20 protein-coding genes, 1 pseudogene and 1 riboswitch are annotated in these 22,266 nt (G+C 69.8%); of the genes and pseudogenes, 8 read left to right on the forward strand and 13 right to left on the reverse strand.

Going from position 1 to position 22,266, the window contains the following annotated elements:
* The 3 genes and pseudogenes from N415_RS30910 to rimP all read right to left on the reverse strand — a co-directional run.
* Positions 1–123: pseudogene (locus tag N415_RS30910) on the reverse strand (DUF448 domain-containing protein); the annotation flags it as partial.
* Between the two features lie 62 nt (positions 124–185).
* Entirely contained in the window at positions 186–1,229 is a 1,044-nt protein-coding gene (gene nusA / locus N415_RS21355) for a transcription termination factor NusA (protein ID WP_068186494.1), read from the reverse strand.
* Positions 1,226–1,777, reverse strand: coding sequence for a ribosome maturation factor RimP (rimP, locus tag N415_RS21360; RefSeq protein ID WP_068186496.1), 552 nt, complete (start codon positions 1,775–1,777; stop codon positions 1,226–1,228). The genes nusA and rimP overlap by 4 nt, the downstream gene beginning before the upstream one ends.
* A 182-nt stretch (positions 1,778–1,959) precedes the next feature.
* Between rimP and N415_RS21365 the strand changes: the two genes are divergently transcribed.
* Together N415_RS21365 and N415_RS21370 are read left to right on the forward strand one after the other, a co-directional pair.
* Entirely contained in the window at positions 1,960–2,493 is a 534-nt protein-coding gene (locus N415_RS21365; protein WP_068186498.1) for a twin-arginine translocation signal domain-containing protein, read from the forward strand.
* A gap of 13 nt (positions 2,494–2,506) precedes the next feature.
* On the forward strand, positions 2,507–2,953 hold the full coding sequence (locus N415_RS21370) for a ferritin-like domain-containing protein (protein WP_068186500.1): 447 nt from the start codon (positions 2,507–2,509) through the stop codon (positions 2,951–2,953).
* A 6-nt stretch (positions 2,954–2,959) separates the two neighbouring features.
* Here the strand turns inward: N415_RS21370 and N415_RS21375 are convergent, their stop codons facing one another.
* A complete protein-coding gene (locus tag N415_RS21375) occupies positions 2,960–4,708 on the reverse strand; it encodes a proline--tRNA ligase (protein ID WP_068186502.1) in 1,749 nt (582 codons plus the stop codon).
* A gap of 101 nt (positions 4,709–4,809) precedes the next feature.
* Here N415_RS21375 and N415_RS30915 point away from each other — a divergent pair, with 101 nt between their 5' ends.
* Complete coding sequence (locus N415_RS30915; RefSeq protein ID WP_081665406.1) at positions 4,810–6,048, forward strand: sterol desaturase family protein; 1,239 nt, start codon at positions 4,810–4,812, stop codon at positions 6,046–6,048.
* 89 nt (positions 6,049–6,137) lie between these two features.
* Here the strand turns inward: N415_RS30915 and N415_RS21385 are convergent, their stop codons facing one another.
* The 7 genes from N415_RS21385 to mqo form a co-directional block, all read right to left on the reverse strand.
* Positions 6,138–7,730, reverse strand: coding sequence for an MFS transporter (locus N415_RS21385; protein ID WP_068103572.1), 1,593 nt, complete (start codon positions 7,728–7,730; stop codon positions 6,138–6,140).
* Between the two features lie 33 nt (positions 7,731–7,763).
* A complete protein-coding gene (cobA, locus tag N415_RS21390; RefSeq protein ID WP_068186504.1) occupies positions 7,764–8,960 on the reverse strand; it encodes a uroporphyrinogen-III C-methyltransferase in 1,197 nt (398 codons plus the stop codon).
* Positions 8,961–8,969: 9 nt separating this feature from the next.
* The gene (locus N415_RS21395; RefSeq protein ID WP_068186507.1) at positions 8,970–10,340 is read right to left on the reverse strand and encodes a cobyrinate a,c-diamide synthase; all 1,371 of its coding nucleotides are present in this window, start codon (positions 10,338–10,340) and stop codon (positions 8,970–8,972) included.
* 94 nt (positions 10,341–10,434) lie between these two features.
* On the reverse strand, positions 10,435–11,049 hold the full coding sequence (cobO, locus tag N415_RS21400) for a cob(I)yrinic acid a,c-diamide adenosyltransferase (protein ID WP_068186509.1): 615 nt from the start codon (positions 11,047–11,049) through the stop codon (positions 10,435–10,437).
* A 16-nt stretch (positions 11,050–11,065) separates the two neighbouring features.
* Positions 11,066–12,892, reverse strand: coding sequence for a magnesium chelatase subunit D family protein (locus N415_RS21405; protein WP_068186511.1), 1,827 nt, complete (start codon positions 12,890–12,892; stop codon positions 11,066–11,068).
* Entirely contained in the window at positions 12,889–13,359 is a 471-nt protein-coding gene (locus N415_RS21410; RefSeq protein WP_068103567.1) for a GNAT family N-acetyltransferase, read from the reverse strand. The genes N415_RS21405 and N415_RS21410 overlap by 4 nt, the downstream gene beginning before the upstream one ends.
* Positions 13,356–14,843 carry a malate dehydrogenase (quinone) gene (gene mqo, locus N415_RS21415; RefSeq protein WP_081665407.1) on the reverse strand — a complete coding sequence of 496 codons (1,488 nt, stop codon included), beginning with the start codon at positions 14,841–14,843 and terminating at the stop codon, positions 13,356–13,358. The genes N415_RS21410 and mqo overlap by 4 nt, the downstream gene beginning before the upstream one ends.
* 103 nt (positions 14,844–14,946) lie before the next feature.
* On the opposite strand from mqo, the gene N415_RS21420 reads away from it, so the two are divergent.
* Together N415_RS21420 and mtr are read left to right on the forward strand one after the other, a co-directional pair.
* Complete coding sequence (locus N415_RS21420) at positions 14,947–15,957, forward strand: alpha/beta hydrolase (RefSeq protein WP_068186513.1); 1,011 nt, start codon at positions 14,947–14,949, stop codon at positions 15,955–15,957.
* 10 nt (positions 15,958–15,967) lie between these two features.
* Positions 15,968–17,362: a mycothione reductase gene (gene mtr / locus N415_RS21425; protein ID WP_068186515.1), complete on the forward strand. Its 1,395-nt coding sequence runs from the start codon at positions 15,968–15,970 to the stop codon at positions 17,360–17,362.
* On the opposite strand, the gene N415_RS21430 is transcribed toward mtr, so the two are convergent.
* Positions 17,350–17,826 (reverse strand): Fur family transcriptional regulator, encoded by a 477-nt coding sequence (locus tag N415_RS21430; protein ID WP_068186517.1) that lies wholly within the window; start codon positions 17,824–17,826, stop codon positions 17,350–17,352. The two genes, mtr and N415_RS21430, sit on opposite strands and share 13 nt — an antisense overlap.
* A gap of 101 nt (positions 17,827–17,927) precedes the next feature.
* Here N415_RS21430 and N415_RS21435 point away from each other — a divergent pair, with 101 nt between their 5' ends.
* Together N415_RS21435 and N415_RS21440 are read left to right on the forward strand one after the other, a co-directional pair.
* Entirely contained in the window at positions 17,928–19,022 is a 1,095-nt protein-coding gene (locus N415_RS21435) for a HoxN/HupN/NixA family nickel/cobalt transporter (RefSeq protein WP_239645652.1), read from the forward strand.
* A gap of 24 nt (positions 19,023–19,046) precedes the next feature.
* Positions 19,047–19,805, forward strand: a complete 759-nt coding sequence (locus N415_RS21440; protein WP_193376489.1) for an adenosylcobinamide amidohydrolase — start codon at positions 19,047–19,049, stop codon at positions 19,803–19,805.
* Positions 19,806–19,843: 38 nt separating this feature from the next.
* Here the strand turns inward: N415_RS21440 and N415_RS21445 are convergent, their stop codons facing one another.
* The gene (locus N415_RS21445) at positions 19,844–21,565 is read right to left on the reverse strand and encodes a PPE family protein (RefSeq protein WP_068186520.1); all 1,722 of its coding nucleotides are present in this window, start codon (positions 21,563–21,565) and stop codon (positions 19,844–19,846) included.
* 86 nt (positions 21,566–21,651) lie between these two features.
* Positions 21,652–21,833: riboswitch (cobalamin riboswitch) on the reverse strand.
* 91 nt (positions 21,834–21,924) lie between these two features.
* Between N415_RS21445 and N415_RS21450 the strand changes: the two genes are divergently transcribed.
* Positions 21,925–22,260, forward strand: coding sequence for a hydrogenase maturation nickel metallochaperone HypA (locus tag N415_RS21450; RefSeq protein WP_068103556.1), 336 nt, complete (start codon positions 21,925–21,927; stop codon positions 22,258–22,260).
* Positions 22,261–22,266 lie beyond the last annotated feature (6 nt).

A 22,266-nucleotide genomic window follows, 5' to 3' on the forward strand; every position in this document is an offset into this window, starting at 1 on the left:
GATCGCGGCGTATTCGCCGTTCCCCGTCGACACAGCCACCACGCGAAGCAGTTCGGCGGCCAGCTCTCGCTTTCGGCACCCCACACACGTTCGCACGGGGCCCGGAAGTTCGCGCTGGATCACGGCTCAGTCTAGCGTCACTTGACCGGAGGTCAGAACCGCCCGCGCGGGCCGGTTAGGTGAGGTCAGTGATCGTGTGCCACCGGGTGACCGGCGCCGTGTTCGGCGTGGCTCTCGGCGTGCCCCGGGGAATCCCCGCGAATGTCGATGCGCCACCCGGTGAGTCGCGCGGCCAGCCGGGCGTTCTGGCCCTCCTTGCCGATCGCGAGCGACAACTGGAAGTCGGGCACCACCACGCGGGCGGCCCGGGCCGTCTGGTCGATGACCGACACGGAGACCACCTTCGCCGGCGACAGCGCGTTGGCGACGAAGCGGGCCGGGTCCTCGTCGTAGTCGATGATGTCGATCTTCTCGCCGGAGAGCTCGCTCATCACGTTGCGGACCCGCTGCCCCATCGGGCCGATGCAGGCGCCCTTCGCGTTGAGGCCGGGAACGTTCGAGCGCACCGCGATCTTGGAGCGGTGCCCGGCCTCCCGGGCCACCGCCACGATCTCCACCGACCCGTCGGCGATTTCCGGGACTTCCAGCGAAAACAGCTTGCGGACCAGGTTGGGGTGGGTGCGTGACAGCGTGATCACCGGCTCGCGGGACCCGCGCGTCACGCCCACGACGTAGCAGCGAATCCGGTTGCCGTGCTCGTAGCTTTCGCCCGGGACCTGTTCGGCCGCCGGGATCACGCCCTCGGAGGCCTTGGTCTCGCTGCCCATCCGCACCACGACGAGCCCGCGGGCGTTGGCCCGGCTGTCGCGCTGGATCACCCCGGCGACGATCTCCCCCTCGCGGGTGGAGAACTCCCCGTAGGTGCGCTCGTTTTCGGCGTCCCGGAATCGCTGCAGCATCACCTGGCGGGCGGTCGTCGCGGCGATGCGTCCGAAACCCTCCGGGGTGTCGTCCCATTCGCTGATGACGTTGCCGTCCTCGTCGGTCTCCCGGGCCATCACGCGAACGACGCCGGTTTTGCGGTCGATCTCGATGGTCGCGTCCATCTGATGACCCTGGGTGTGCCGGTAGGCGGTGAGCAGCGCGGATTTGATCGTCTCGAGCAGCTCGTTGACCGAGATGCCCCGATCCACCTCGATCGCGTGCAATGCGGCCATGTCGATATTCATGTTCCGGCCTCCGTCCTGTCCGGCCGCCCCGCCTCAGCCAATCCAGCCAGTTCCAGCTCCGCCCGGGCTGGCGGTGAAAACTCAACCTGCACAACGGCTTTCACGATTTCGGCGCGGGGGATCTCGCGTACTGCCCAGTCCCGGCCGGCGCGAACCACCAGCGCGACCGTGCCGTCGCGGGTCTCACCGACCCGGCCGGTGAGCTGCGATCCGTCCGACAACGCGACCTCGACCTTGCGGCCACGGGCGCGGCGGAAGTGTTTCTCGCTGGTCAGCGGGCGGTCCACGCCCGGCGAACTGACCTCCAGCACGTAGCTGTCGCGGAAGGCGCCGGCGATGTCCGAGCCGTCCAGCAAAGCCGATGCCGAACGGGACAGGGTGGCGATCGTGTCGAGGTCGAGGGGCTCGTCGCCGTCGGCGATCACGGTGATCCGCGGCGGACGCGCGCGGCTGTCGATGACCACGTCTTCGATTTCGTAACCGGCGCGCGCGAATTCTCCGTCGAGTAGCTCGATCACCTGCGTCTGCGAAGGTAGCCCGGTGGTCACGGCGAGCTCCTCATCTTGAGTTGTCCGGTCATCTGGCGGATGTCGCCACCCAGGTGGTTTCCGGGTGGTTTCCGGTGTCAGTCAGCTACCCACGATACGCCAGGAAACGCCCATAACGGCGTGATCGTGCGTGGTCACGGTCCTTGGACCGGCCCCCCTTCTCGCAATGGCAGGATGTTGCTGTGCCTAGCGCAGTACCGGTTACCAACCGGCGGGGTGTGCTCGCCGGCGCCGCAGCCCTTGCTGCGCTCGGGGTGGTCGCGTCCGCCTGCGGCGAACCGCAGCCGAAACCGCCCGCCGTCGAAAACCTGTTGGGGCCGCTGGACCAGGCCCGCAAAGACAGCGCGTTGGCCGGGGCGGCCGCCACGGCCGTGGGTCTCGCGCCCCAGGTCGCGGCCGCGCTGACCGTCGTCGCGACCCAACGCGCCGCACACGCCCGCGCGCTGTCCACGGAGATCTCCAGGGCGGCGGGCAAGCTCACCGCGTCGTCGAGCGAGACCACCAGCCCCAGCCCCACCCCCGCCCCGCCGCCGGGCCCGCCGCCGCCACCGCCGCCGGTGCCGGACGTGATCAACTCGCTGCGCGCGTCCGCGGAGAACGCCAGCCGGCTGGTGACGACGGAGTCCGGCTACCGGTCCGGGCTGCTCGCGTCGATCGCCGCGTCGTGCACGGCGTCCGCGACCGTGGCGCTGGTGCCCGGGGGGCCGTCGATATGAGTTCCGGCTCGATATGACAACAGGAAAGGACGCCGACAACGCGGCCCTGTGCGACGCGCTGGCCATCGAGCACTCGACGATTTACGGCTACGGCATCGTGTCGGCGCTGTCGCCGCCAAGCGTCAACGACATGGTGGTGGAGGCCCTGGGCCAGCACCGCCAACGCCGCGACGACGTGATCGCGATGCTGGCCGCGCGAAAGGTCAACGCGCCGGTCGCCGCCGCGGGCTACCAGTTGCCGATGCTGGTGGGCAGCCCGGCCGACGCGGCGCGGCTGGCGGCCCGCATGGAGAACGACTGCTCGACGGCGTGGCGCGCCGTCATCGAGCATGCGGAGACGGCGGACGACCGCGCGTTTGCATCCAACGCCCTGATGCAGAGCACGGTCATGGCCGCCAGGTGGAACCGCGTGCTGGGCGCCTGGCCCATCACGACGAGCTTCCCGGGCGGCAACGAGTAGCCCGCGCTAGGAGTCCAGGGCCGCCACGATGTCGGTGGCCAGCGATTCGCCCACCGCGAGCTCGCGGGTCTGTCCGCCGAAGCGATCCCGCAGCTCGACCACGCCGTCGGCCCAGCCCCGCCCCACCACGACGATCCGCGGCACGCCCAGCAGCTCGGCGTCCTTGAACTTCACCCCGGGCGACGCCTGGCGGTCGTCGAGCAGCACTTCGAGACCCAGCCGATCCAGGTCGTCGGCCAGCGCGATCGCCCCGGCGCGGGCCTGGTCGTCCTTGTTGGCGATGACCAGGTGGACGTCGAACGGCGCCACGGCCGACGGCCAGCGCAGGCCCAGCTCGTCGTGGTGCTGCTCGGCGATGACGGCCACCATCCGCGAGACGCCCAGGCCGTAGGAGCCCATGGTCAGGCGCACCGGCTTGCCGTTCTCGCCGAGGACGTCGACGGTGAAGGCGTCGGTGTATTTGCGGCCGAGCTGGAAGATGTGCCCGATCTCGATGCCGCGCGCGGACACCAGTGGGCCCGCCCCGTCCGGGGACGGGTCGCCGTCGCGCACCTCGGCGGCCTCGATGGTGCCGTCGGCTGTGAAGTCCCGGCCCGCGACCAGCCCGACGACGTGCCGGCCGGGCTCGTCGGCCCCGGTGATCCAGCTGGTGCCGTCCACCACCCGCGGGTCGACGAGATAGCGAACGCCGTTGTCCCGCAACGCTTTCGGCCCGATATAACCCTTCACCAGAAACGGGTACTTGGCGAAGTCGGCGTCGTCGAGCAGGGCGTAGTCGGCCGGTTCCAGCGCCGCGCCCAGCCGCTTGTCGTCCACCTCGCGGTCGCCGGGCACCCCGACGGCCAGCAGCTCCCACTCCCCGCCGGGCTGGCGGACCTTGAGCAGGACGTTCTTCAAGGTGTCGGCCGCGGTGATCTCGCGGCCCAGGTCGGCGCCGTTGGCCCAGGCGACCAGGGTGGCGATCGTCGGGGTGTCGCCGGTGTCGTGGACTACCGCCTCGGGCAGCCCGTCGATCGGGCGTGCCTCGGGGCGGGCGGTGACGACCGCCTCGACGTTGGCCGCGTACCCGGACTCCAGGCAGCGCACGAAGGTGTCCTCGCCGACTTCGCTCTCGGCCAGGAATTCCTCGGACGCGCTGCCGCCCATCGCGCCCGACACCGCCGACACGATGACGTAGCGCACCTGCAGCCGCTCGAAGATGCGCTGATACGCCTCACGGTGCGCGTGATAGGCGGCCTTGAGCCCGGCGTCGTCGATGTCGAACGAGTAGGAGTCCTTCATCACGAACTCCCGGACCCGCAGGATGCCGGCCCGCGGCCGCGCCTCGTCGCGGTACTTGTTCTGGATCTGGAACAGCAGCAGCGGAAAGTCCTTGTAGGAGCTGTATTCGCCCTTGACGGTCAGGGCGAAGAGCTCCTCGTGCGTGGGTCCCAGCAGGTAGTCGTTGCCGCGGCGGTCCTGCAGGCGGAACACGCCGTCGCCGTATTCGGTCCACCGGTTCGTCGTCTCGTACGGCGCGCGCGGCAGTAGGGCCGGGAACAGGATCTCCTGCCCGCCGATCGCGTTCATCTCGTCGCGGACGATCCGTTCGATCTTGCGCAGCACCCGCAGCCCGAGGGGCAGCCAGCTGTACAGCCCGGGCGCGATGGGCCGGACGTAGCCGGCGCGAATGAGCAGCTTGTGGCTGGGCACTTCGGCGTCGGCGGGGTCGTCGCGCAGGGTGCGCAGGAACAGCTCGGACATCCGGGTGATCACAGCGGGCCAGCCTAGCCAGTGGCGTGGGCCTGCCGAAAATCGTCGCCTCGTGTGCCCGGAAACTCAGCTTCTCCTCAGCGGCGCGCGATACGTTGACGCGCATGGGCACGTCCGTGACGGGCGGGGGCTCCGGTGACCGGAGCCGGCCCCTGCTGGCGACCATGACCGCCCTGTATTTGCTCGAGCTGATCGGAATCCTTTGCGCGGCAACGGCTTTCGCTGCCCACGGCGCCGGATTGCCGACGCTGGCCCTGCTCGGGGCGGCGGCACTAGTGGGCTGGCACGCGATGCGACTGCTGCAGGGCCGACGGGTGTTGGACGTGGCCGGCCTGGCCGTCCAGTCGATGCTGCTGATCGGCGCGATCGCGCTGGCGACCCAGCGACCGGCCGCCGGTGTGGCGGGCGTGGTGGTGGCGGCCGGCGTGCTCGCGGCGTGGGGCCGGCTGGGCAGGCCCACCCTTCCGGTCCTGCCGGTGACGGCGACGGCCGAGGTCCCGAGCGGGTCGGATGGGGTCAGGCCGGGCCTCGGTGGCGTCGTCCTGGTGCTCCTCACGTCGGCGCTGGTGTTGGCCGCCCTGTCGGTGCGCGGCGGAATCGTGATCGGGATGGTCGTGCTGGCGGTCATCTTCATTCCGCTCGAGCGGCTGTTCGCGCTGCGGCCGCGCCGGATTCTGCGGGCGGGATGGCGTACCGACCTGGTGCACTACCTGGTCAACGGGGCCGCGCTCAAGGTGGGGACCGTCGTCGCGGTGGTGGTGGTCGGCACCGTCCTGCGGGCCTTCGTCCCGCCGCCCGTCCGGTCCGCGATCGCCGCGAGTCCGGGTTGGACGCAGATCATCGCCGCGCTGGCGATCGCCACGGTCGGCGGCTACGCGGGGCACCGCGCCGCGCACGAGGTTCCGCTGTTGTGGCGGTTCCACCGCGTGCACCACAGCATCCGCGAAATGGACTGGCTCGCCGCCAGTCACCTGCATCCGCTGGATCAGATCTTCATCCGGTCCTGCGCGGTGCTGCCGCTGTATGCGCTGGGGTTCGGTCGAATCAGCCTGGGCGCCTTCGTGGTGCTGACCACGCTGCAGGCGATCTTCATCCACGCCAATGTGCGGCTCACGTTCGGCCCACTGAGGTGGGTGATCGCGACCCCGCAGTTCCACCATTGGCATCACGCCCGCGATCCCCGGGCGTACAACTCCAACTACGCCGGGGAGTTCCCGGCCGTCGACGCGCTGTTCGGCACCCTGTACCTACCCGCCCACGGCTGGCCCGCGCAGTACGGCATCGACGAGGGCGAACCCGTGGGGTATTTGCGGCAACTGGTGTGGCCGCTGCGGGCGGGGTGACCGCGCGCGAAGACGCGAAAGTGCAACTGGCGACGCATTCCCCGAGTAAGACCGTCGCTACCGGCACTCTCGCGGCGAGTTACGGGAGGCTAGAGCTCGCCGGCGTCGAGCGCGTCCTTGACCTCTTGCGCGTGGGCCACCTGCTCGGGGGTGTAGCCGATGAGCAGCGCCGCGCCGCCGACGATGACGGCCACGCCGGCCACCCACAGCAGCCCGTAGGTATAGCCGTGATCGAGCGCCTGCAACTGCGCGGCGTTCATGAACTTCACCGGGCCGTTGGTGCCGCCCAGGTACAGCGTGCGCGAGGTGATCACGGCCTGGATGACGGCCAGCACCAGCGGGCCGCCCAGGCTCTGCAGCATCAGCGCGATCGCCGACACCGGGCCGATCTGGTCGAAGCCGACACCGGCGATCGCCGACAGGGTCAGCGGGACCACACAAATGCCGATCCCGATCCCGCCCACGATGATCGGCAGCACCAGGTTGGGGAAGTACGGCACGCCGCGGTGCATGAAAAGCGAGCCGTAGATCATCGCCCAGAAGAGCAGGAGCCCGCCGCCGATCGTCAGCACCCGCGGTGAGAACCGCGACACCAGCTGCGACGACAGACCGAGGCCGATGCCCATCGCGATGACGAACGGGATGAAGCCGACACCCGCCCGCAGCGCGCTGTAGCCGAGGATGTCCTGCACGTACAGGCCGATGCACACCGTCAGGCTGAACATGAGTCCGCCAGCCAGGAAGATCGCGGCGAACGTGACCAGCCGGTTGCGGTCGCGGAACAGCTCGAACGGGACGACAGGGTTCGCGGCGGTGCGCTCGACGACGATGAAGGCCAGGGCCGCCGCCAGGGCCACCGCGGCCGAGCCGATGGTGGTGACCGAGACCCAGCCCTTCTCCGGACCCATCGAGAAGGCGAAGACGGCGGCGGTACAGGCCAGCGTGGCCAGCATGGCGCCGGTCGCGTCCAGCTTCATCCGCTCCCGGTTGGTTTCGCGCAGCGCGGTGCGGGCCAGGTAGATCATCACCAGCCCGATCGGCACGTTCACCAGGAAGGCCAGCCGCCAGGACAGCTCGGTCAGCGCGCCGCCGACGACGAGGCCCATCACGGAGCCGATCGCGGTCATCGCGGCGAACACGGCCGTCGCGGCGTTACGAGCCGGCCCCTTCGGAAAGGTGGTCGCCACCAGCGCCAGACCGGTCGGCGACGCGATGGCCGAACCGATGCCCTGCAGCAGCCGGGCGATGACCATGGTCGCCTCGTCCCAAGCCACCGCGCACAGCACGGAGGAGATGGTGAACAGCGCGACGCCGACGATGAACGTGCGCTTGCGCCCGATGGTGTCGCCGAGGCGACCACCCAGGAGCATCAGCCCGCCGAACGTCAGCACGTACGCGGTGATCACCCAGCTGCGACCGGCGTCGGAGAGGCTCAGGTCGTTCTGGATCCTGGGCAGCGCCACGATGGCGATCGTGCTGTCCATGGTCGCCAGCAGCTGCATGCCACCGATAGCGATCACGGCCGCGATGAAGCGCCATGAAGGCAGCCACGTAGGCGAATACCGGCCGATACGTGAGGAGGCGGTCTCCGCCGGCGGCGTAGCGCGCACCGGGGCCGGACGATCGGGGCGTGCGGAGGTCCAGTTTTGGGCCGCGCGCTCTGCGTCGTTGAGAGCCGTCATAATGGGTTACCTTACAGTAATCTTAAGATCCTTTTAAACGCCGAACGCAGCTACGGCCCCGATCACGATGATCGCCGGAGGTCGGATCCCCTCGGCGCGGATCTTTTCCGGCGTGTCGGCGAGGGTGGCCCGCAACGTGTGCTGAGCTGCGGTTGTCCCGTGCTGGACCACCAGCACCGGCGTATCCGCAGGTCGGCCGCCCTTCAGCAGCACGTCGACGAACTGCTCGATGCGTTCGACGGCCATCAGCAAAACAATGGTGCCCCGCATCGCGGCCAATGCATCCCAATTCACTAACGATTCGGGGTGGCCCGGCGCAACGTGCCCGCTGACCACCACGAACTCGTGATTTATCGCCCGGTGCGTGACCGGAACGCCCGCCAGCGCGGGCACGCCTATGGCACTTGTCACACCGGGCACCACGGTCACCGGAATTCCGGCTTCGGCGCATGCCAGCACCTCCTCATACCCGCGCGCGAAGACGAAGGGGTCCCCGCCCTTGAGGCGGACGACGAAGCTGCCGGATCGGGCCCGCTCGATCATGACGTGGTTGATCGCGTCCTGGGCCATGGCGCGCCCGTACGGGATCTTGGCCGCGTCGATGACCTCCACGTGCGGCGGCAGCTCCGCGAGCAGTTCCGGCGGCGCGAGCCGGTCGGCGACCACGACGTCGGCCTGGGCGAGCAGCCGCCGCCCGCGCACGGTGATCAGTTCGGGGTCGCCGGGGCCGCCGCCGACCAGCGCCACCCCGCCGCGCACTACGTCGGAGCTCTCGGCCGTGATGACCCCCTGCTGCAGGGCCTCCCGGATGGCCGACCGGATAGCCGCGGACCGGCGGTGCTCGCCGCCGGCGAGCACCCCAACCGACAGGCCCGCGTAGCTGAAGGTCGCCGGGGTGACCGCGGTTCCTTCGACGGCGATGTCCGCGCGGACGCAGAAGATCTGGTTGCGTTCGGCCTCGGCGACGACGGCGGCATTAACCCGGGCGTCGTCGGTGGCCGCGATCGCGTACCAGGCCCCGTCGAGGTCGCCGTCGCGGTATTCGCGCACCGACAGGACGATTCCGCTCATCGCCTCGACGGCCGGGGTGGCGGTGCGCGTGATGACGTGTACGTCGGCGCCGCTGGCGATGAGCAGGGGCAACCGGCGCTGGGCGACGGTCCCGCCGCCGACCACGACGACCTTCTTGCCGGCCAGCCGCAGTCCGGCCAGGTAGGCGTTGTCGGTCACGCGGCAAGCCTAAGGGGTGCTGCATGGCCGGCCGGCGCGCGCGACGAAGCGCGCCACGGCGCCCGGCGCGGCGGCCGGGTGGGTGTGCAGGTAAGACGCGTGCACGCCGGCGTGCACGGCGCCGTCGGAGACCGCCTGGACCTGATCACCCTGGTACACCCACGCCGGCTGGTAGCTCTGGGCGAAAGTCACTGCGGTCCGGTGGAATTCGTGCCCGACCACCCGCTCGCCGACGGAATACAGCGGCGAATCCACCACCGCGACGGCCTCACGGTAGGCCAGCGTGAGGTGCGGCGTGAAGTGCGCCGACCCGGCCAGCACCCCACACATCGGTTGTCCGTCGAGTTCTGAGGCCAGGTAGATCAGCCCGGCGCATTCGGCGTGCACGGGCCCGCCGGCGGCGGCCAGCTCGTTGATCTGGCGGCGGACAACCTCGTTGGCCGACAGCTCGGCGGTGAACTGCTCGGGAAAGCCGCCGGGCAACAGGACCGCGTCGGTGCCGTCGGGCAACGCGTCGACGAGCGGGTCGAACTCGGCGACGTCGGCGCCGGCGGCGCGCAGCAGCTCCACGTGCTCGGCATAGCCGAAGCTGAACGCCTTTCCGGCCGCCACGGCGACGGTGGCGCGCGCGGCCGGCGTCTCGCCCACCGCCGCGGCGGGGTCCCACGGCGCATCGGCGCAGCCACAGCGGGCGGCCGCCACCACGGCGGCCAGATCGACGTGGCGGGCGACCAGGGCGGTCATCGCCTGCACCGCGTCGTGCGCGCGGTGCCCGTACTCCACGGCCGTGACGAGCCCGAGATACCTTGTGGGCAGTTCCAATTCGGCGGTGCGAGGGATGGCGCCCAACACCGGGACGCCGGCCTGCTCGCAGGCCTGTCGCAGCACTTGCTCGTGGCGGGGCGATCCGACCCGGTTGAGGATCACGCCGCAGATGCGGGTGGCGGCGTCGAAGGTCGAAAACCCGTGCAGCAGAGCCGCGATGCTGTGGCTCTGGCCGCGCGCGTCGACCACCAGGATCACCGGGGTGCCCAGCAGGCCGGCGACGTGGGCGGTGGAGCCCGTCGCGGGCGCGGTCGTTCCGATGCGCCCGTCGAACAGCCCCATCACGCCCTCGATGACGGCAATGTCCGCGCCGACGATTCCGTGCGCGTACAGCGGGCCGATGAGCCGCTCGCCCACCAACACCGGATCGAGGTTGCGGCCGGGGCGCCCGGCGGCCAGGCCGTGGTAGCCGGGGTCGATGAAGTCGGGGCCGACCTTGAACGGCGCGACGGCATGGCCCGCCTCGCGCAGGGCACCGATCAAACCCGTTGCGACGGTGGTCTTTCCGCTTCCCGACGCGGGCGCGGCGATGACCACCGCGGGGACCGGCGTCATCGCCTCACCCGCTGCCGCGAGCGCGCGCAAAATGACACCGAATACGGCGTGTCGCCGTACAGACACGCGCCCTCGCGGCGACTCGCGAGGACGCTCACCACTCGATGCCCTTCTGCCCCTTGCGGCCCGCGTCCATCGGGTGTTTGACCTTGGTCATCTCGGTGACCAGATCGGCGGCGTCGACCAGCCGCTGTGGGGCGTCGCGACCGGTGATCACCACGTGCTGGTGGCCGGGCCTGGCCAGCAGGGCGTCGACCACGTCGTCGACGTCGACCCAGCCCCACTTGAGCGGATAGGTGAATTCGTCCAGCACGTAGAAGTCGTGCCGCTGCGCGGCCAGCCGGCGCGCGATCTCGGCCCAACCGTCCGCCGCGGCCGCCGCGTGGTCGATTTCGCTGCCGGCCTTGCGCGTCCAGGACCAGCCGGCGCCCATCTTGTGCCATTCGACCGCTCCGCCGGCGCCGTCGCGTTCGTGCAGCTCGCCGAGCCGGGCGAACGCCGCCTCCTCGCCCACCTTCCACTTCGCGCTCTTGACGAATTGGAAGACGGCCACCCGCAGGCCGGCGTTCCACGCCCGCAACGCCATGCCGAATGCCGCCGTCGACTTTCCCTTGCCCGCGCCGGTATGCACCGCCAGTACGGGCGTGTTGCGGCGCGCCCGGGTGGTCAGGCCGTCGTCGGGCACTTCGAGCGGTTTCCCTTGTGGCATGGGGGCTTACCCTCGCTCAGGCCGCGCCGCGCACGGCGCGCGTCAGGTGATCGGCGCGCAACTGCTCGAGCCGCGCCGCCGGCGCGCCGAGCTGATCCGCGAGCTGACGGGCCAGCCCCAGCCGCACGTACGACGTCTCGCAGTCCACGACCACCGCGGCGGCGCCTTCCGCGTGCAGCCGGGCCGCCGCGATTCGGCTGCGCCCCAACGGGTCCGGCCCGGCGGTGGCCCGGCCGTCTGTGAGCACGACCACCAGTGGGCGCCGCGCGCGGTCGCGCGCCTTTTCCCGGATGATCAGCTCGCGCGCGGCCAGCAGGCCCTCGGCCAGCGGGGTCTTGCCGCCGGTGTCGAAGCGGGCGAGTCGCCGCCCGGCGATGTGCGCCGACGATGTCGGCGGGAGCAACAGCCGGGCCTCCTGTTGACGGAAGGTGATCACCGCGACCTTGTCCCGGCGCTGGTAGGCGTCGCGCAGCAGCGACAGGGTGGCGCCGCTCACGGCGGCCATGCGATCGCGGGCGGCCATCGAGCCCGACGCGTCGACGACGAAGATCACCAGGTTGCCTTCGCGCCCTTCGCGGATGGCGCGGCGCACGTCCTGCGGGCCGGGCCGCAGCGGCCCCGTTCCGGCGCGCTCGGCGGCCGCCAGCAGAGTGGCGAACAGGTGCAGCCCGTGCGCGCCGGAGCCGGTGTCGCCGACTTCGGCGGCGGACACCACCATGCCGGAAGTGTTGCGCGCCCGCGACCGCCGTCCGGGCGCGCCCTCGCCGACCCCTGGGACGGTCAACGCCCGGGTGCGAAACGTCGCCGACGGCGGCGCGCTGGGTTTCGTCGACGATCGCGGCTTCGAATTCGCCTGCGGTTCAGGCGCTTCGGTGGCCTGCCCGCCCCCGGGCGGGTCGGGATCGGGCTCGGCGTCTTCGGAACCGGCTTGCGCCAGGGCCTCGTCCAGCTGGTCGCGATCGATGCCGGGCTCGTCGAACGGGTCGCGGCGGCGCCGGTGCGGCAACGCCAGCTCGGCCGCCACCCGGATGTCCTGTTCGTCGACGGTGGTGGCGCCGCGCCACGCGGCATGCGCGACCGCGGTGCGGGCCAGGACCAGGTCCGCCCGCATGCCGTCGACGTCGAACGCCGCGCACAGGGCGGCGATGCGCCGTAATTCGTTGTCCGGCAAGGACACCTGGTCGACGAGGGCCCGGGCCGCGGCGATCCGGTGGGCCAGTTCCGCGTCGGCGTCGGCGTAGCGCGCCGCGAATGCGTCCGGGTCCGCTTCGTAGGCCATCCGCTGCCGGATCACCTGCATCCGCACGTCGACGTCGCGCGACGCGTGCACGTCGACGGTGAGCCCGAACCGGTCCAGCAACTGGGGACGCAGCTCGCCCTCCTCCGGGTTCATGGTGCCGATCAACACGAAGCGCGACTCGTGCGAGTGGGAGATGCCGTCGCGCTCGATGTGGACCCGCCCCATCGCGGCGGCGTCGAGCAACACGTCGACCAGGTGGTCGTGCAGCAGGTTGACCTCGTCGACGTAGAGCACGCCGCCGTGGGCGCGCGCCAGCAGCCCCGGGGAGAACGCGTGCTCGCCGTCGCGCAGCACCCGCTGCAGGTCAAGCGAGCCGATGACGCGGTCTTCGGTTGCGCCGAGGGGCATTTCGACCAGCCCGGCGTCGGAGCTTCCGGTCGCGGCGGACAGCAGCGCGGCCAGTCCGCGCACGGCCGTCGACTTGGCGGTGCCCTTCTCGCCGCGGATGAGCGCACCGCCGATCTCCGGGCGCACGGCGCACAGCAGCAGGGCCAGCCGCAGTTGGTCGTGCCCGACGATCGCGCTGAACGGATACGGCTTCACGGCGCCTCCGCCAGACCGGAGCCGGGACGCACCATCGGGATGTGCGGGATGCCGTCGTCGACGAAATCGTCACCGGCGCGGACGAATCCGTGCTGGGCGTACATGTCGGCCAGGTAGGCCTGGGCGTCGATCCGGCACGGGTAATCGCCGACCTCGGCCAGCGCGGCGCGCAGCAACCGGGTGGTGTGGCCCTGGCCGCGGGCGCTGCGTTTGGTGCACAGCCGCCCGAGCCGAAAGGCCTTCTCGCCGCCGGCGTGCTCCTCCATCAACCGCAACGTGCAGATCACCTCGCCGTCGGGCGTTTCCAGCCAGAAGTGCCGGGTTTCGGCGAGCAGGTCGCGCCCGTCCAGCTCCGGATAAGGGCAGGCCTGCTCGACGACGAACACTTCCACCCGCAGCTTGAGCAGCTCGTAAAGGGTCGCGGCGTCAAGGTCTTTGGACCAGGCGCGGCGCAGCGCTTCACTCACGATGCCTCCAGCCCCAGCGCCTTGGTCCCCCACGACCAGACGTCCTCGAACAGCGCGGGCTCCCGGGACAGCTCCGTCCCCAGCGACGGCACCATCTCCTTGAGCGCCGGCAACCACGAGGCATACCGGTCGGCGAAGCAGTGCTGCAGCACGTCGAGCATGGCCGGCACCGCGGTCGACGCCCCCGGGGAGCCGCCCAGCAGGCCGGCGATGCTGCCGTCGTCGGCGCTGAGCACGGTGGTGTTGAAGTCGAGCGCCCCGCCGCGGCGCCTGTCGCGGCGGATCACCTGAACCCGCTGGCCGGCGACGGTGAGCTGCCAGTCCGAATCGGTTGCGCTGGGCGCGAATTCGCGTAGCGCGCGCACCCGGTCGGGCTCGGAGAGCCGCAGCTGGCCGATCAGGTAGTTGAGCAGCGTCAGCTGGGTGGCCCCGACCCCGAGCATCGACACCACGTTATCGGGCTTGACCGAGCGGGGCAGGTCGGTGAAATGGCCGTGCTTCAAGAACTTCGGCGACCAGCCGGCGAACGGCCCGAACACCAGCCACGACTTGCCGTTGACGAACCGAAGGTCGAGATGCAGCGCACCCAGCGGCGGCGCGCCCGGCGCCGGGGCGCCGTACACCTTGGCGCGGTGCGCGGCGGTGAGCGCCGGGTTGTCGGCGCGCAGGAACCGGCCGCCGATCGGGAAGCCTGCGTACCCCCTGACCTCCTTGATGCCCGACTTCTGCAGCAGCGGCAGCGCGTCTCCCCCGGCGCCGACGAACACGAATTTGGCGTTCAGCCGGCGCCTTTCGCCCGTGCGGCGGTTGCGGACCAGCAGCGTCCAGCTGCCGTCGGATTGGCGGGTCAGGTTGCGGACCTCGTGACCGAACAGCGCCGTCGCACCGCCCCGCACGCAGTAGCCGACGAGTTGTCTTGCCAGCGAACCGAAGTCGACGTCGGTGCCGTCGGCGGCCCAGTTGAGCGCGGTCGGCTCGGAGAAGTCACGTTTGGCCGCCATGAACGGCAGCCGCCGGGCGAACTCGTCCGGGTCGTCGATCAATTCGGTGCGCGCGAACAGCGGGTTACCGGCCAGCGCGCGCTGCCGCCGCCGCAGGTAGTCCACGCGCTGCGCCCCGCGCACGAAGCTGGCGTGTGGGACCGGGTTGAGGAAGCTGCGGTCGGTCAGGATGCCGTTCTCGACGGCGTACGCCCAGAACTGGCGCGTCACCTGGAACTGCTCGTTGATGCGCACGGCTTTGGTGATGTCGATCGAACCGTCGGGGTTCTCCGGCGTGTAGTTCAGCTCGCACAGCGCGGAGTGCCCGGTGCCGGCGTTGTTCCAGGGGCTGCTGCTCTCGGCGGCGACGGCGTCCAGCCGCTCGATCAGCGTGATCGACCAGTCGGGTTCCAGCCGACGCAGCAATGCGCCCAGCGTGGCGCTCATGATGCCCGCACCGACCAGCACGACGTCGGCGCGTGCGGTTCTGGCTGGGCCTGACACCGTCCCAGGTTATCCCGCGCCTATCAGGAGCTAACGACGTGCAGCCCACCCGCAACCGGCAAAACATTAAGCTGGCCTCGTGACTGGCGGGGCGACTGGCTGGGTGCCTGACGTGCTGCCCGGCTATTGGCAGCGCACGATCCCGCTCGGGCTCGACCCCGTCGGCGAGGGCGAGATCGTGGCGACGCTGGTCCGCCGCGGCGAGCCCTCGGACGCACGGCACGCCGTCCTGGCCGTGCACGGCTACACCGACTACTTCTTCCACACCGAGTTGGCGGATCACTTCGCCGAGCGTGGCTTCGCCTTCTACGCGCTGGACCTGCAGAAGTGCGGCCGGTCGCGCCGCGACGGCCAGACCCCGCATTTCATCACCGACCTGGCCCACTATGACGCCGAACTCGAGCACGCGCTGGCGGCCGTCCGCGAGCCCGGCCCCTCCGGCCGGCGAGCCAAGGTCCTGGTCTACGGCCATTCCTCCGGCGGGCTAATCGTGCCCCTGTGGCTGGACCGGCTGCGCCGGCGCGATCCCGCGGCGCACGCCGGGGTCGGCGGCCTGGTCCTCAACAGCCCGTTCCTCGACCTGCACGGCCCCGCGGTGCTGCGCCACTCGGTGACCTCGGCGGTGATCGCCGGCCTATCCCGGGTGAAGTCCAAGGGCGTGGTCCGCGGATCCACCGAAGGTGGCTACGGCACCACCCTGCACCGCGACTACCACGGCGAGTTCGACTACAACCTGCAGTGGAAGCCGCTGGGCGGCTTCCCGATCACCCTCGGCTGGTTGCACGCCATCCGCCGTGGCCAGGCGCGCCTGCACCGCGGGCTCGACGTCGGCGTGCCCAACCTGATCCTGCGTTCCGACCGCACCGTGCGCGAAACCAACGACCCGGCGTCCATGCAAACCGGTGACGCGGTACTCGACGTCACCCAGATCGCCAAGTGGGCGGGCTGCATCGGCAATCGCACCACCATCGTCCCGGTGCCCGACGCCAAACACGACGTGTTCCTCTCGCTGGCCCAACCGCGTCGCACCGCTTATCGAGAACTGGACATGTGGCTGGACCACTACCTCGGCAGCGAAAACAGGCCCGCCCCGGCGTCCCCGGGGAAGGGGTGACGGCCCGAGCATGGAAACCTACGACATCGCGATCATCGGAACCGGTTCGGGTAACACCATTCTGGACGAAAGGTACGCCGGCAAGCGCGTCGCCATCTGCGAGCACGGCACCTTCGGCGGCACCTGCCTCAACGTCGGGTGCATCCCGACGAAGATGTTCGTCTACGCCGCCGAGGTCGCGGCCACCGTGCGCGAGGCGGCCCGCTACGGCGTCGACGCGCACATCGACGGCGTGCGCTGGGACGACATCGTCTCGCGTGTCTTCGGGCGCATCGACCCCATCTCGATGAGCGGCGAAGAGTACCGGCGCTCGTTGCCCAATGTCGATCTGTATGAACGGCACACCCGGTTCAGACCGGTCCAATCCGACGGGCGATACCTGCTGCGCACCGACGCGGGCGAGGAATTCACCGCCGATCAGGTGGTGATCGCGGCGGGCTCGCGACCGGTGATCCCCTCCACCATTCTCGCGTCTGACGTGCACTACCACACCAGCGACACCATCATGCGCATCCCCGAACTGCCCGAGCACCTGGTGATCATCGGAAGCGGTTTCGTGGCAACGGAATTCGCGCACGTGTTTTCCGCGCTCGGCACCCGGGTCACCCTGGTGGTCCGGGGCTCCACGCTGCTGCGCCACTTCGACGACACGATCTGCAAACGGTTTACCCGCATCGCCTCGCGCAAATGGGAGCTGCGCACCCACCGGATGGTCGCTCGCGCCGCCAACCGCGGCTCCGGCGTCGCGCTCGAGCTCGACGACGGCTCCACCCTGAACGCCGACGTGCTGCTGGTTGCGACCGGCCGGTTGCCCAATGGCGACCTGCTGGACGCCGAGCAGGCCGGTATCGATGTCCAGAACGGCCAGGTGGTGGTCGACGAATACCAACGCACTTCGGCGCGCGGCGCTTTCGCGCTCGGCGACGTGTCGTCGCCGTACCAGCTCAAGCACGTCGCCAACCACGAGGCCCGCGTCGTGCAGCACAACCTGCTGTGCGACTGGGACGACACCGAGTCTATGGCGGTGACCGACCACCGATTCGTGCCGTCGGCGGTGTTCACCGATCCCCAGCTGGCGACCGTCGGCCTCACCGAAAACCAGGCGATCGCAAAGGGATTCGATATCTCGGTCAAGGTCCAGGACTACGCCGACGTCGCCTACGGTTGGGCGATGGAGGACACCACCGGCATCGTCAAACTCATCGCCGAGCGCAACACCGGGTGCCTGTTGGGCGCGCACATCATGGGCCACCAGGCGTCGTCGATCATCCAGCCGCTGATCCAGGCGATGAGCTTCGGTCTGACCGCCCCGGAGATGGCGCGCGGCCAGTACTGGATTCATCCGGCGCTGCCCGAGGTGGTCGAGAACGCCCTACTGGGCCTGCGCCCGCCTCAGCCGCGCTGACACTGCGGGCACAGCCCGTGCAGCGTCAAGCCCGCCGCCTCCGACAGCGCGAACGCGCTGCCCGCCATCGCGTGCTCGAGCGCCGAGCTCAGCTGCCGGGCGGGCACCTCGATGATCGAGCCGCAGCGGGTGCACACCGCGTGGTGGTGGGGGGCGGTGGCCAGGCCGTAGGTACTCACGCCGCCCTCGAGGGTCAGCGCGTGCAGCACGCCCTGGTCGACCAGGGTCGTCACGGTGCGATAGATCGTCGCGACATCGGGCGGTGGGGTGCCGGGCGGCAGGGACGCGCGCACCCGCTGGTGAATCTCGGCCACCGGCAGGTGGCCGTTGACCGGCTCAAGCACGGCCAACACCTGGATCCGCGACGCCATCCGGCGCAGCCCGTGGGCCCGAAGGAGACCACCGATCCGTTCGGTGACGGCGGGGTCGAGCGCGGTGGCCTGTTTGGAGGCCTTGGGCGTCATCCTCTCAGTGTCGCGGCCGGCACCCCGGATTGCCAGTTTTCCCCTGGCTACTCCTGCAATCCACTTGCAATTGGCTCGCGACGCTCCCTAATGTCGTGATCGTGGCCGGTAACCTGCGGAGCGCCTTGGCGCCGGCGGAGTGGTGGCGGCTCGGCTCGATGCTGGCGGTGATCGCCGCGCTGCATGTGATTGGCTGGGGCACCCTGGTCCTGCTCGTCGATCCGGCGCGACTTGACTTGGGCGGCAAGGCTTTTGGTATCGGCGTCGGGCTGACGGCCTACACCCTGGGCATGCGCCACGCCTTCGACGCCGACCACATCGCCGCGATCGACAACACCACCCGCAAGCTGATGGGCGACGGGCGGCGCCCCCTGGCCGTCGGCTTCTTCTTCTCGCTGGGCCACTCCACCGTCGTCTTCGCGCTGGCGGTGCTGCTGGCGACCGGGGTAAAGGCGGTAGTCGGGCCGGTCGAGGACGACTCGTCGACGCTGCATCACTACACCGGCCTGATCGGCACCAGCGTCTCGGGCGTGTTCCTCTACCTGATCGCCATCCTCAACATCGTCGTGCTGGTCGGCATCCTGCGCGTGTTCGCGCGCCTGCGCCGCGGTCATTACGACGAATCAGAGCTCGAACGGCAACTGCAGAACCGCGGGCTGATCAACCGATTACTCGGCCGCCTCACCCGATCGATCACCAAGTCCTGGCACCTCTATCCGGTGGGGCTGTTGTTCGGGTTGGGTTTCGACACCGCCACCGAGGTGGCGCTGCTGGTGCTGGCCGGCACCAGCGCGGCGGCGGGCCTGCCGTGGTACGCCATCCTGTGTCTGCCGGTGCTGTTCGCCGCGGGCATGTGCCTGCTGGACACCATCGACGGCTCGTTCATGAACTTCGCCTACGGCTGGGCCTTCGCCAGCCCGCTGCGCAAGATCTACTACAACATCACCATCACGGGGCTGTCGGTGGCGATCGCGCTGCTGATCGGGACCGTCGAGCTGCTCGGCCTGTTCGCCGGCCAGCTGGGGTGGCGGGGCGGGTTTTGGAACTGGATCAGCGGCCTCGACCTCAACGCCGTCGGCTTCGCCGTCGTCGGCATGTTCGTCCTGACCTGGGCGGTGGCCCTGCTGGTCTGGCGCTGCGGGCGCATCGAAGAAAAGTGGACGTTCTCCTCGCCGGAGCCCGAGTCCGCGACTTAGTCGGTTGCAAACCAAGATGAGATCATGCAGCCCAGGTTGACCGCGCGGGTGGAACTTAGTCGGTCGATCCCCGTGCTGCTCTGGCAATTCGCCGAGCCGCGACTGTGTATCTCGTCGGGCCCGCTCGGCGGCGGCATCGGCGCCCGGCACTGGGTGGTCAACGCAACGGTCCCCCTCGATTACAACCGGACCGACCCCGACCGCCACCTGGCTGAGATTGCTACCGCGCTCAAGCTCGTCGGCGCCGGCTGCGGGCTACTCACCGCGGTCGACGTGACCCGGCACCACCTCGCCGACGACAGCGGCGTGCATGCCGCCGCAACGGTTGGGCTCTCCAGCCCGGCCTGGGCGGCCGCGCCCGACCGGCACTTCCGCCGCGAGATGCGGTCCAGCGTCCAAACGACCGCGTTCGCTGACTACCAGACTGTTGAGCACCGACCGCCGACCGACGGTGACGAGCACCGGGTGGGGACGATCAACATCGTGGTTGCGGTGCCGGTGCGGCTGTCTCATGCCGCCCTCGTCAACGCCGTAGCCACCGCAACGGAGGCGAAAGTGCAAGCGTTGCACGACACCGGGGTGCCAGCCAGCGGAACCGCCTCGGACGCGGTTGTTGTGCACTGCCCGACGGACGGGACCCCGGAGACGTACGGCGGGCCGCGCTCGGCGTTCGGCGCCCGCATCGCACGAGCGGTCCACGCGGCCGTGCTCGCCGGTGCCCGGTCCTGGATTTCAGGATCCCCCGAGCGGTGCTACGACCCGTGGACGCACAAACACTCGTGAGCGCGGACGGTGTCGAACCGCCGGCCGCTGGCTGCGTTTCACACGGTGCCATTTCCCCCATCGGATGGCTCTTGCTGCGTTGGTGTGTCGCCGCTCCACGTGCTCGGAATCATCGGCATGCGCGGGCTGCCGTCGAAGGCATCGTCGGCGAGCATGGTCAACCCTGCCGGTCCAGCGCCGGTTTTGGTGGCGATTCCGGCGAACCCCTGAGGCGCGGCGCCAATTGCCGATGCCGCCGCCGCGTCAACCGGGTCTTCGCCCGCATTGCTTGAGTCGTCCAATTCCATGTATTCGTAACCGCGCCCGAGCATCTGCGTCCTCGTGCGCCGGCGCCGCTGCGTTCTGTTCTTTTCCATTGGTGTCGCCGCGGTCGCGGGCGCCGCGGCGCTGTCGAGTTGCGGCGCCTTCTTTCGGGCCCTGCCGGCCACCGCCGCGCCGGCAACCGCGCTCAGGTCGCCCACCAGATAGGCGAAGCCTTCCATGCCCACACCGGTACCCGCCCCGGTCATCGTCGGTGGGGTGGCCGACGGCGGGGGCGCTGCGGGTGTAGCGGCCGGCGCGGTGGCCTGCACCGGAGCCGGCGTCGGAGAAGAGGCGGGGGTCGGGATGCTGGGCGACAGCGCAAGGACCGGCGGCATGATGGGCGGCGCGACGGGGGGTACCGGCGGCAGGGCGGCCAGTCCCGCCAAGCCGGCGAGGCCAATCGGCGCCACCGCGCCGGCGGCCAACGCCACTATCGGGGCGGTTATCAGGGGCACGAAAACCGTCAAGACCACGGCAGTCTGCTCGAGCAGCGTCTTGAGCAATGCGATGGTGTCCGTGATGATCGTGCCGACGGCTTCGACGGTGGTGAACAGGATGGTGAAACCGATCGTCGCGGGATCGCCGCTAGCGAGCGCCGCCGTCAGATCCAGTCCGATAAAGAAGAACGTTTCCGACAGATACGCGACATACGAGCCGATATCCATCGGGTAGCCCAGGGCGAACGCGATGTTGGACGGACTGAGGAAGATCAGTGGGTTACCCAGCAGGGGCAGGTAGGGATCAAACCCCGAAAACATCGCCGCGAAGAAGGGATTGTTGTACAGCGCGTTGCTCAGCGGTTCTAGGACGTTGTTCCAGTAGTCGACGAAACCAATCTTCGTCAGCCAGGCCATCACCTGGTTCTCCGTGTCGGGAGGCAACGGGAAGGCCTGGTAGAACGCTTCCACCAGCGCATGAAGATTCACGATCTTCGGCGCCGCCGACACCTGCGGTGACGAGGCCACGGCGGCGGCCGAGACCGCGTGGTAGATGCTCATCACGGTCGCGGCCTGGATCCACATCCGTGCATAGTCAGCTTCATTCAGTGCGATGGGAATGGTGTTGATGCCGAAGAAATTTGTCCCCAGCAACGCCGCGTGGGTGGCGTGGTTGGCGGCCAGCTCGGCCAGGGTGGGCATCGCAGCGAGGGCGGTGGTGTAGGCGGTGGCCGCAGCTTCATGTCGGACGGCCGTCGCCGCACTGTCAGCGGCGGCCAGCGCGAGCCAGGCAATATGGGGGCTGTGGCTGGCCACATACGCCGCCGCGCTCGGGCCCTCCCATGCCCCGGCCTGCACCCCCGCCATTAGCGCGGTCAGCTCCTCGGCCGACTCGGTGTACGCGATGCTCAACGAGGTCCACGACTCTGCCGCGGCCAGCAGCGGACCGGGCCCCGGCCCGCTGTTCAGCAGTGTCGAATGGACCTCTGGCGGTGAAGCGATCCAGATTGGGCCGGTCATCGGAGACGACCGAATTCGAAAGTGATGGTTCGACAACGAGGTTTCGGCGCCATGACAGGCCAGCTCTCTCGGGGTACTCCGCCCCGGGTAGCAGGACACGATGACGCGAGTCTCCTGGCTCTCGGATCACTGCTCGCCTCGCCTTCCGACCGGTGGCCGTGGCTTCGTGAGGTTCGCTCCCCGATGACAGTGGCGGGACCGCGCCGGATTCGCACCGGCTTCCTGCGTCGTCATCGCCTTACGCGGAACATTGTCGCACCCCGGTGCCGAACTTGCCCGAATCGAGCAAACCCAGCTGATGCTGAGATCGAGTTGCGCTTGAGTTCGGGCAACCACCGTTTCGGGTGTAGAAAAGTGCCATGCACGAGCTGTCGCTGTGCGAGGCCATCGCCGGTCTGGTCAAGACCCATGCCGAGGGCCGGCACGTCGACGTGGTCCGGGTGCGGATCGGGGCCCTGCGCCAGGTGGTGCCGGAATCGCTGTCGTTCTGCTGGACCCTGGTCCGGGATTCCGAGGACATGCCGGACGCCGAGCTGGAACTCGAGTGCGTCGGCGCCGAGGTGAGGTGCCGCTCGTGCGGCCGCGAATCGGAGATCACCTCGGCCTGGTCGATCTGGTGCCCGCGGTGCGACAGCCCCGACGTCGAGGTGCTGCACGGCAACGAGTTCCTGGTGACGTCCTTGGACGTCTCGTGAAAAGCG

Origin of the sequence: Mycobacterium sp. UM_CSW (genome assembly GCF_000455205.1) — a bacterium.
Taxonomy (GTDB): Bacteria; Actinomycetota; Actinomycetes; order Mycobacteriales; family Mycobacteriaceae; genus Mycobacterium.

Bases quoted from the DNA above. Each gene is read 5' to 3' on its own strand.
- nusA (WP_068186494.1), bottom strand. From the start codon at position 1,229: ATGAATATCGACATGGCCGCATTGCACGCGATCGAGGTGGATCGGGGC.
- N415_RS21370 (WP_068186500.1), top strand. From the start codon at position 2,507: ATGACAACAGGAAAGGACGCCGACAACGCGGCCCTGTGCGACGCGCTG.
- N415_RS30915 (WP_081665406.1), top strand. From the start codon at position 4,810: ATGGGCACGTCCGTGACGGGCGGGGGCTCCGGTGACCGGAGCCGGCCC.
- N415_RS21385 (WP_068103572.1), bottom strand. From the start codon at position 7,730: ATGACGGCTCTCAACGACGCAGAGCGCGCGGCCCAAAACTGGACCTCC.
- N415_RS21395 (WP_068186507.1), bottom strand. From the start codon at position 10,340: ATGACGCCGGTCCCCGCGGTGGTCATCGCCGCGCCCGCGTCGGGAAGC.
- cobO (WP_068186509.1), bottom strand. From the start codon at position 11,049: ATGCCACAAGGGAAACCGCTCGAAGTGCCCGACGACGGCCTGACCACC.
- mtr (WP_068186515.1), top strand. From the start codon at position 15,968: ATGGAAACCTACGACATCGCGATCATCGGAACCGGTTCGGGTAACACC.
- N415_RS21430 (WP_068186517.1), bottom strand. From the start codon at position 17,826: ATGACGCCCAAGGCCTCCAAACAGGCCACCGCGCTCGACCCCGCCGTC.
- N415_RS21440 (WP_193376489.1), top strand. From the start codon at position 19,047: ATGCAGCCCAGGTTGACCGCGCGGGTGGAACTTAGTCGGTCGATCCCC.
- N415_RS21445 (WP_068186520.1), bottom strand. From the start codon at position 21,565: ATGACCGGCCCAATCTGGATCGCTTCACCGCCAGAGGTCCATTCGACA.
- N415_RS21450 (WP_068103556.1), top strand. From the start codon at position 21,925: ATGCACGAGCTGTCGCTGTGCGAGGCCATCGCCGGTCTGGTCAAGACC.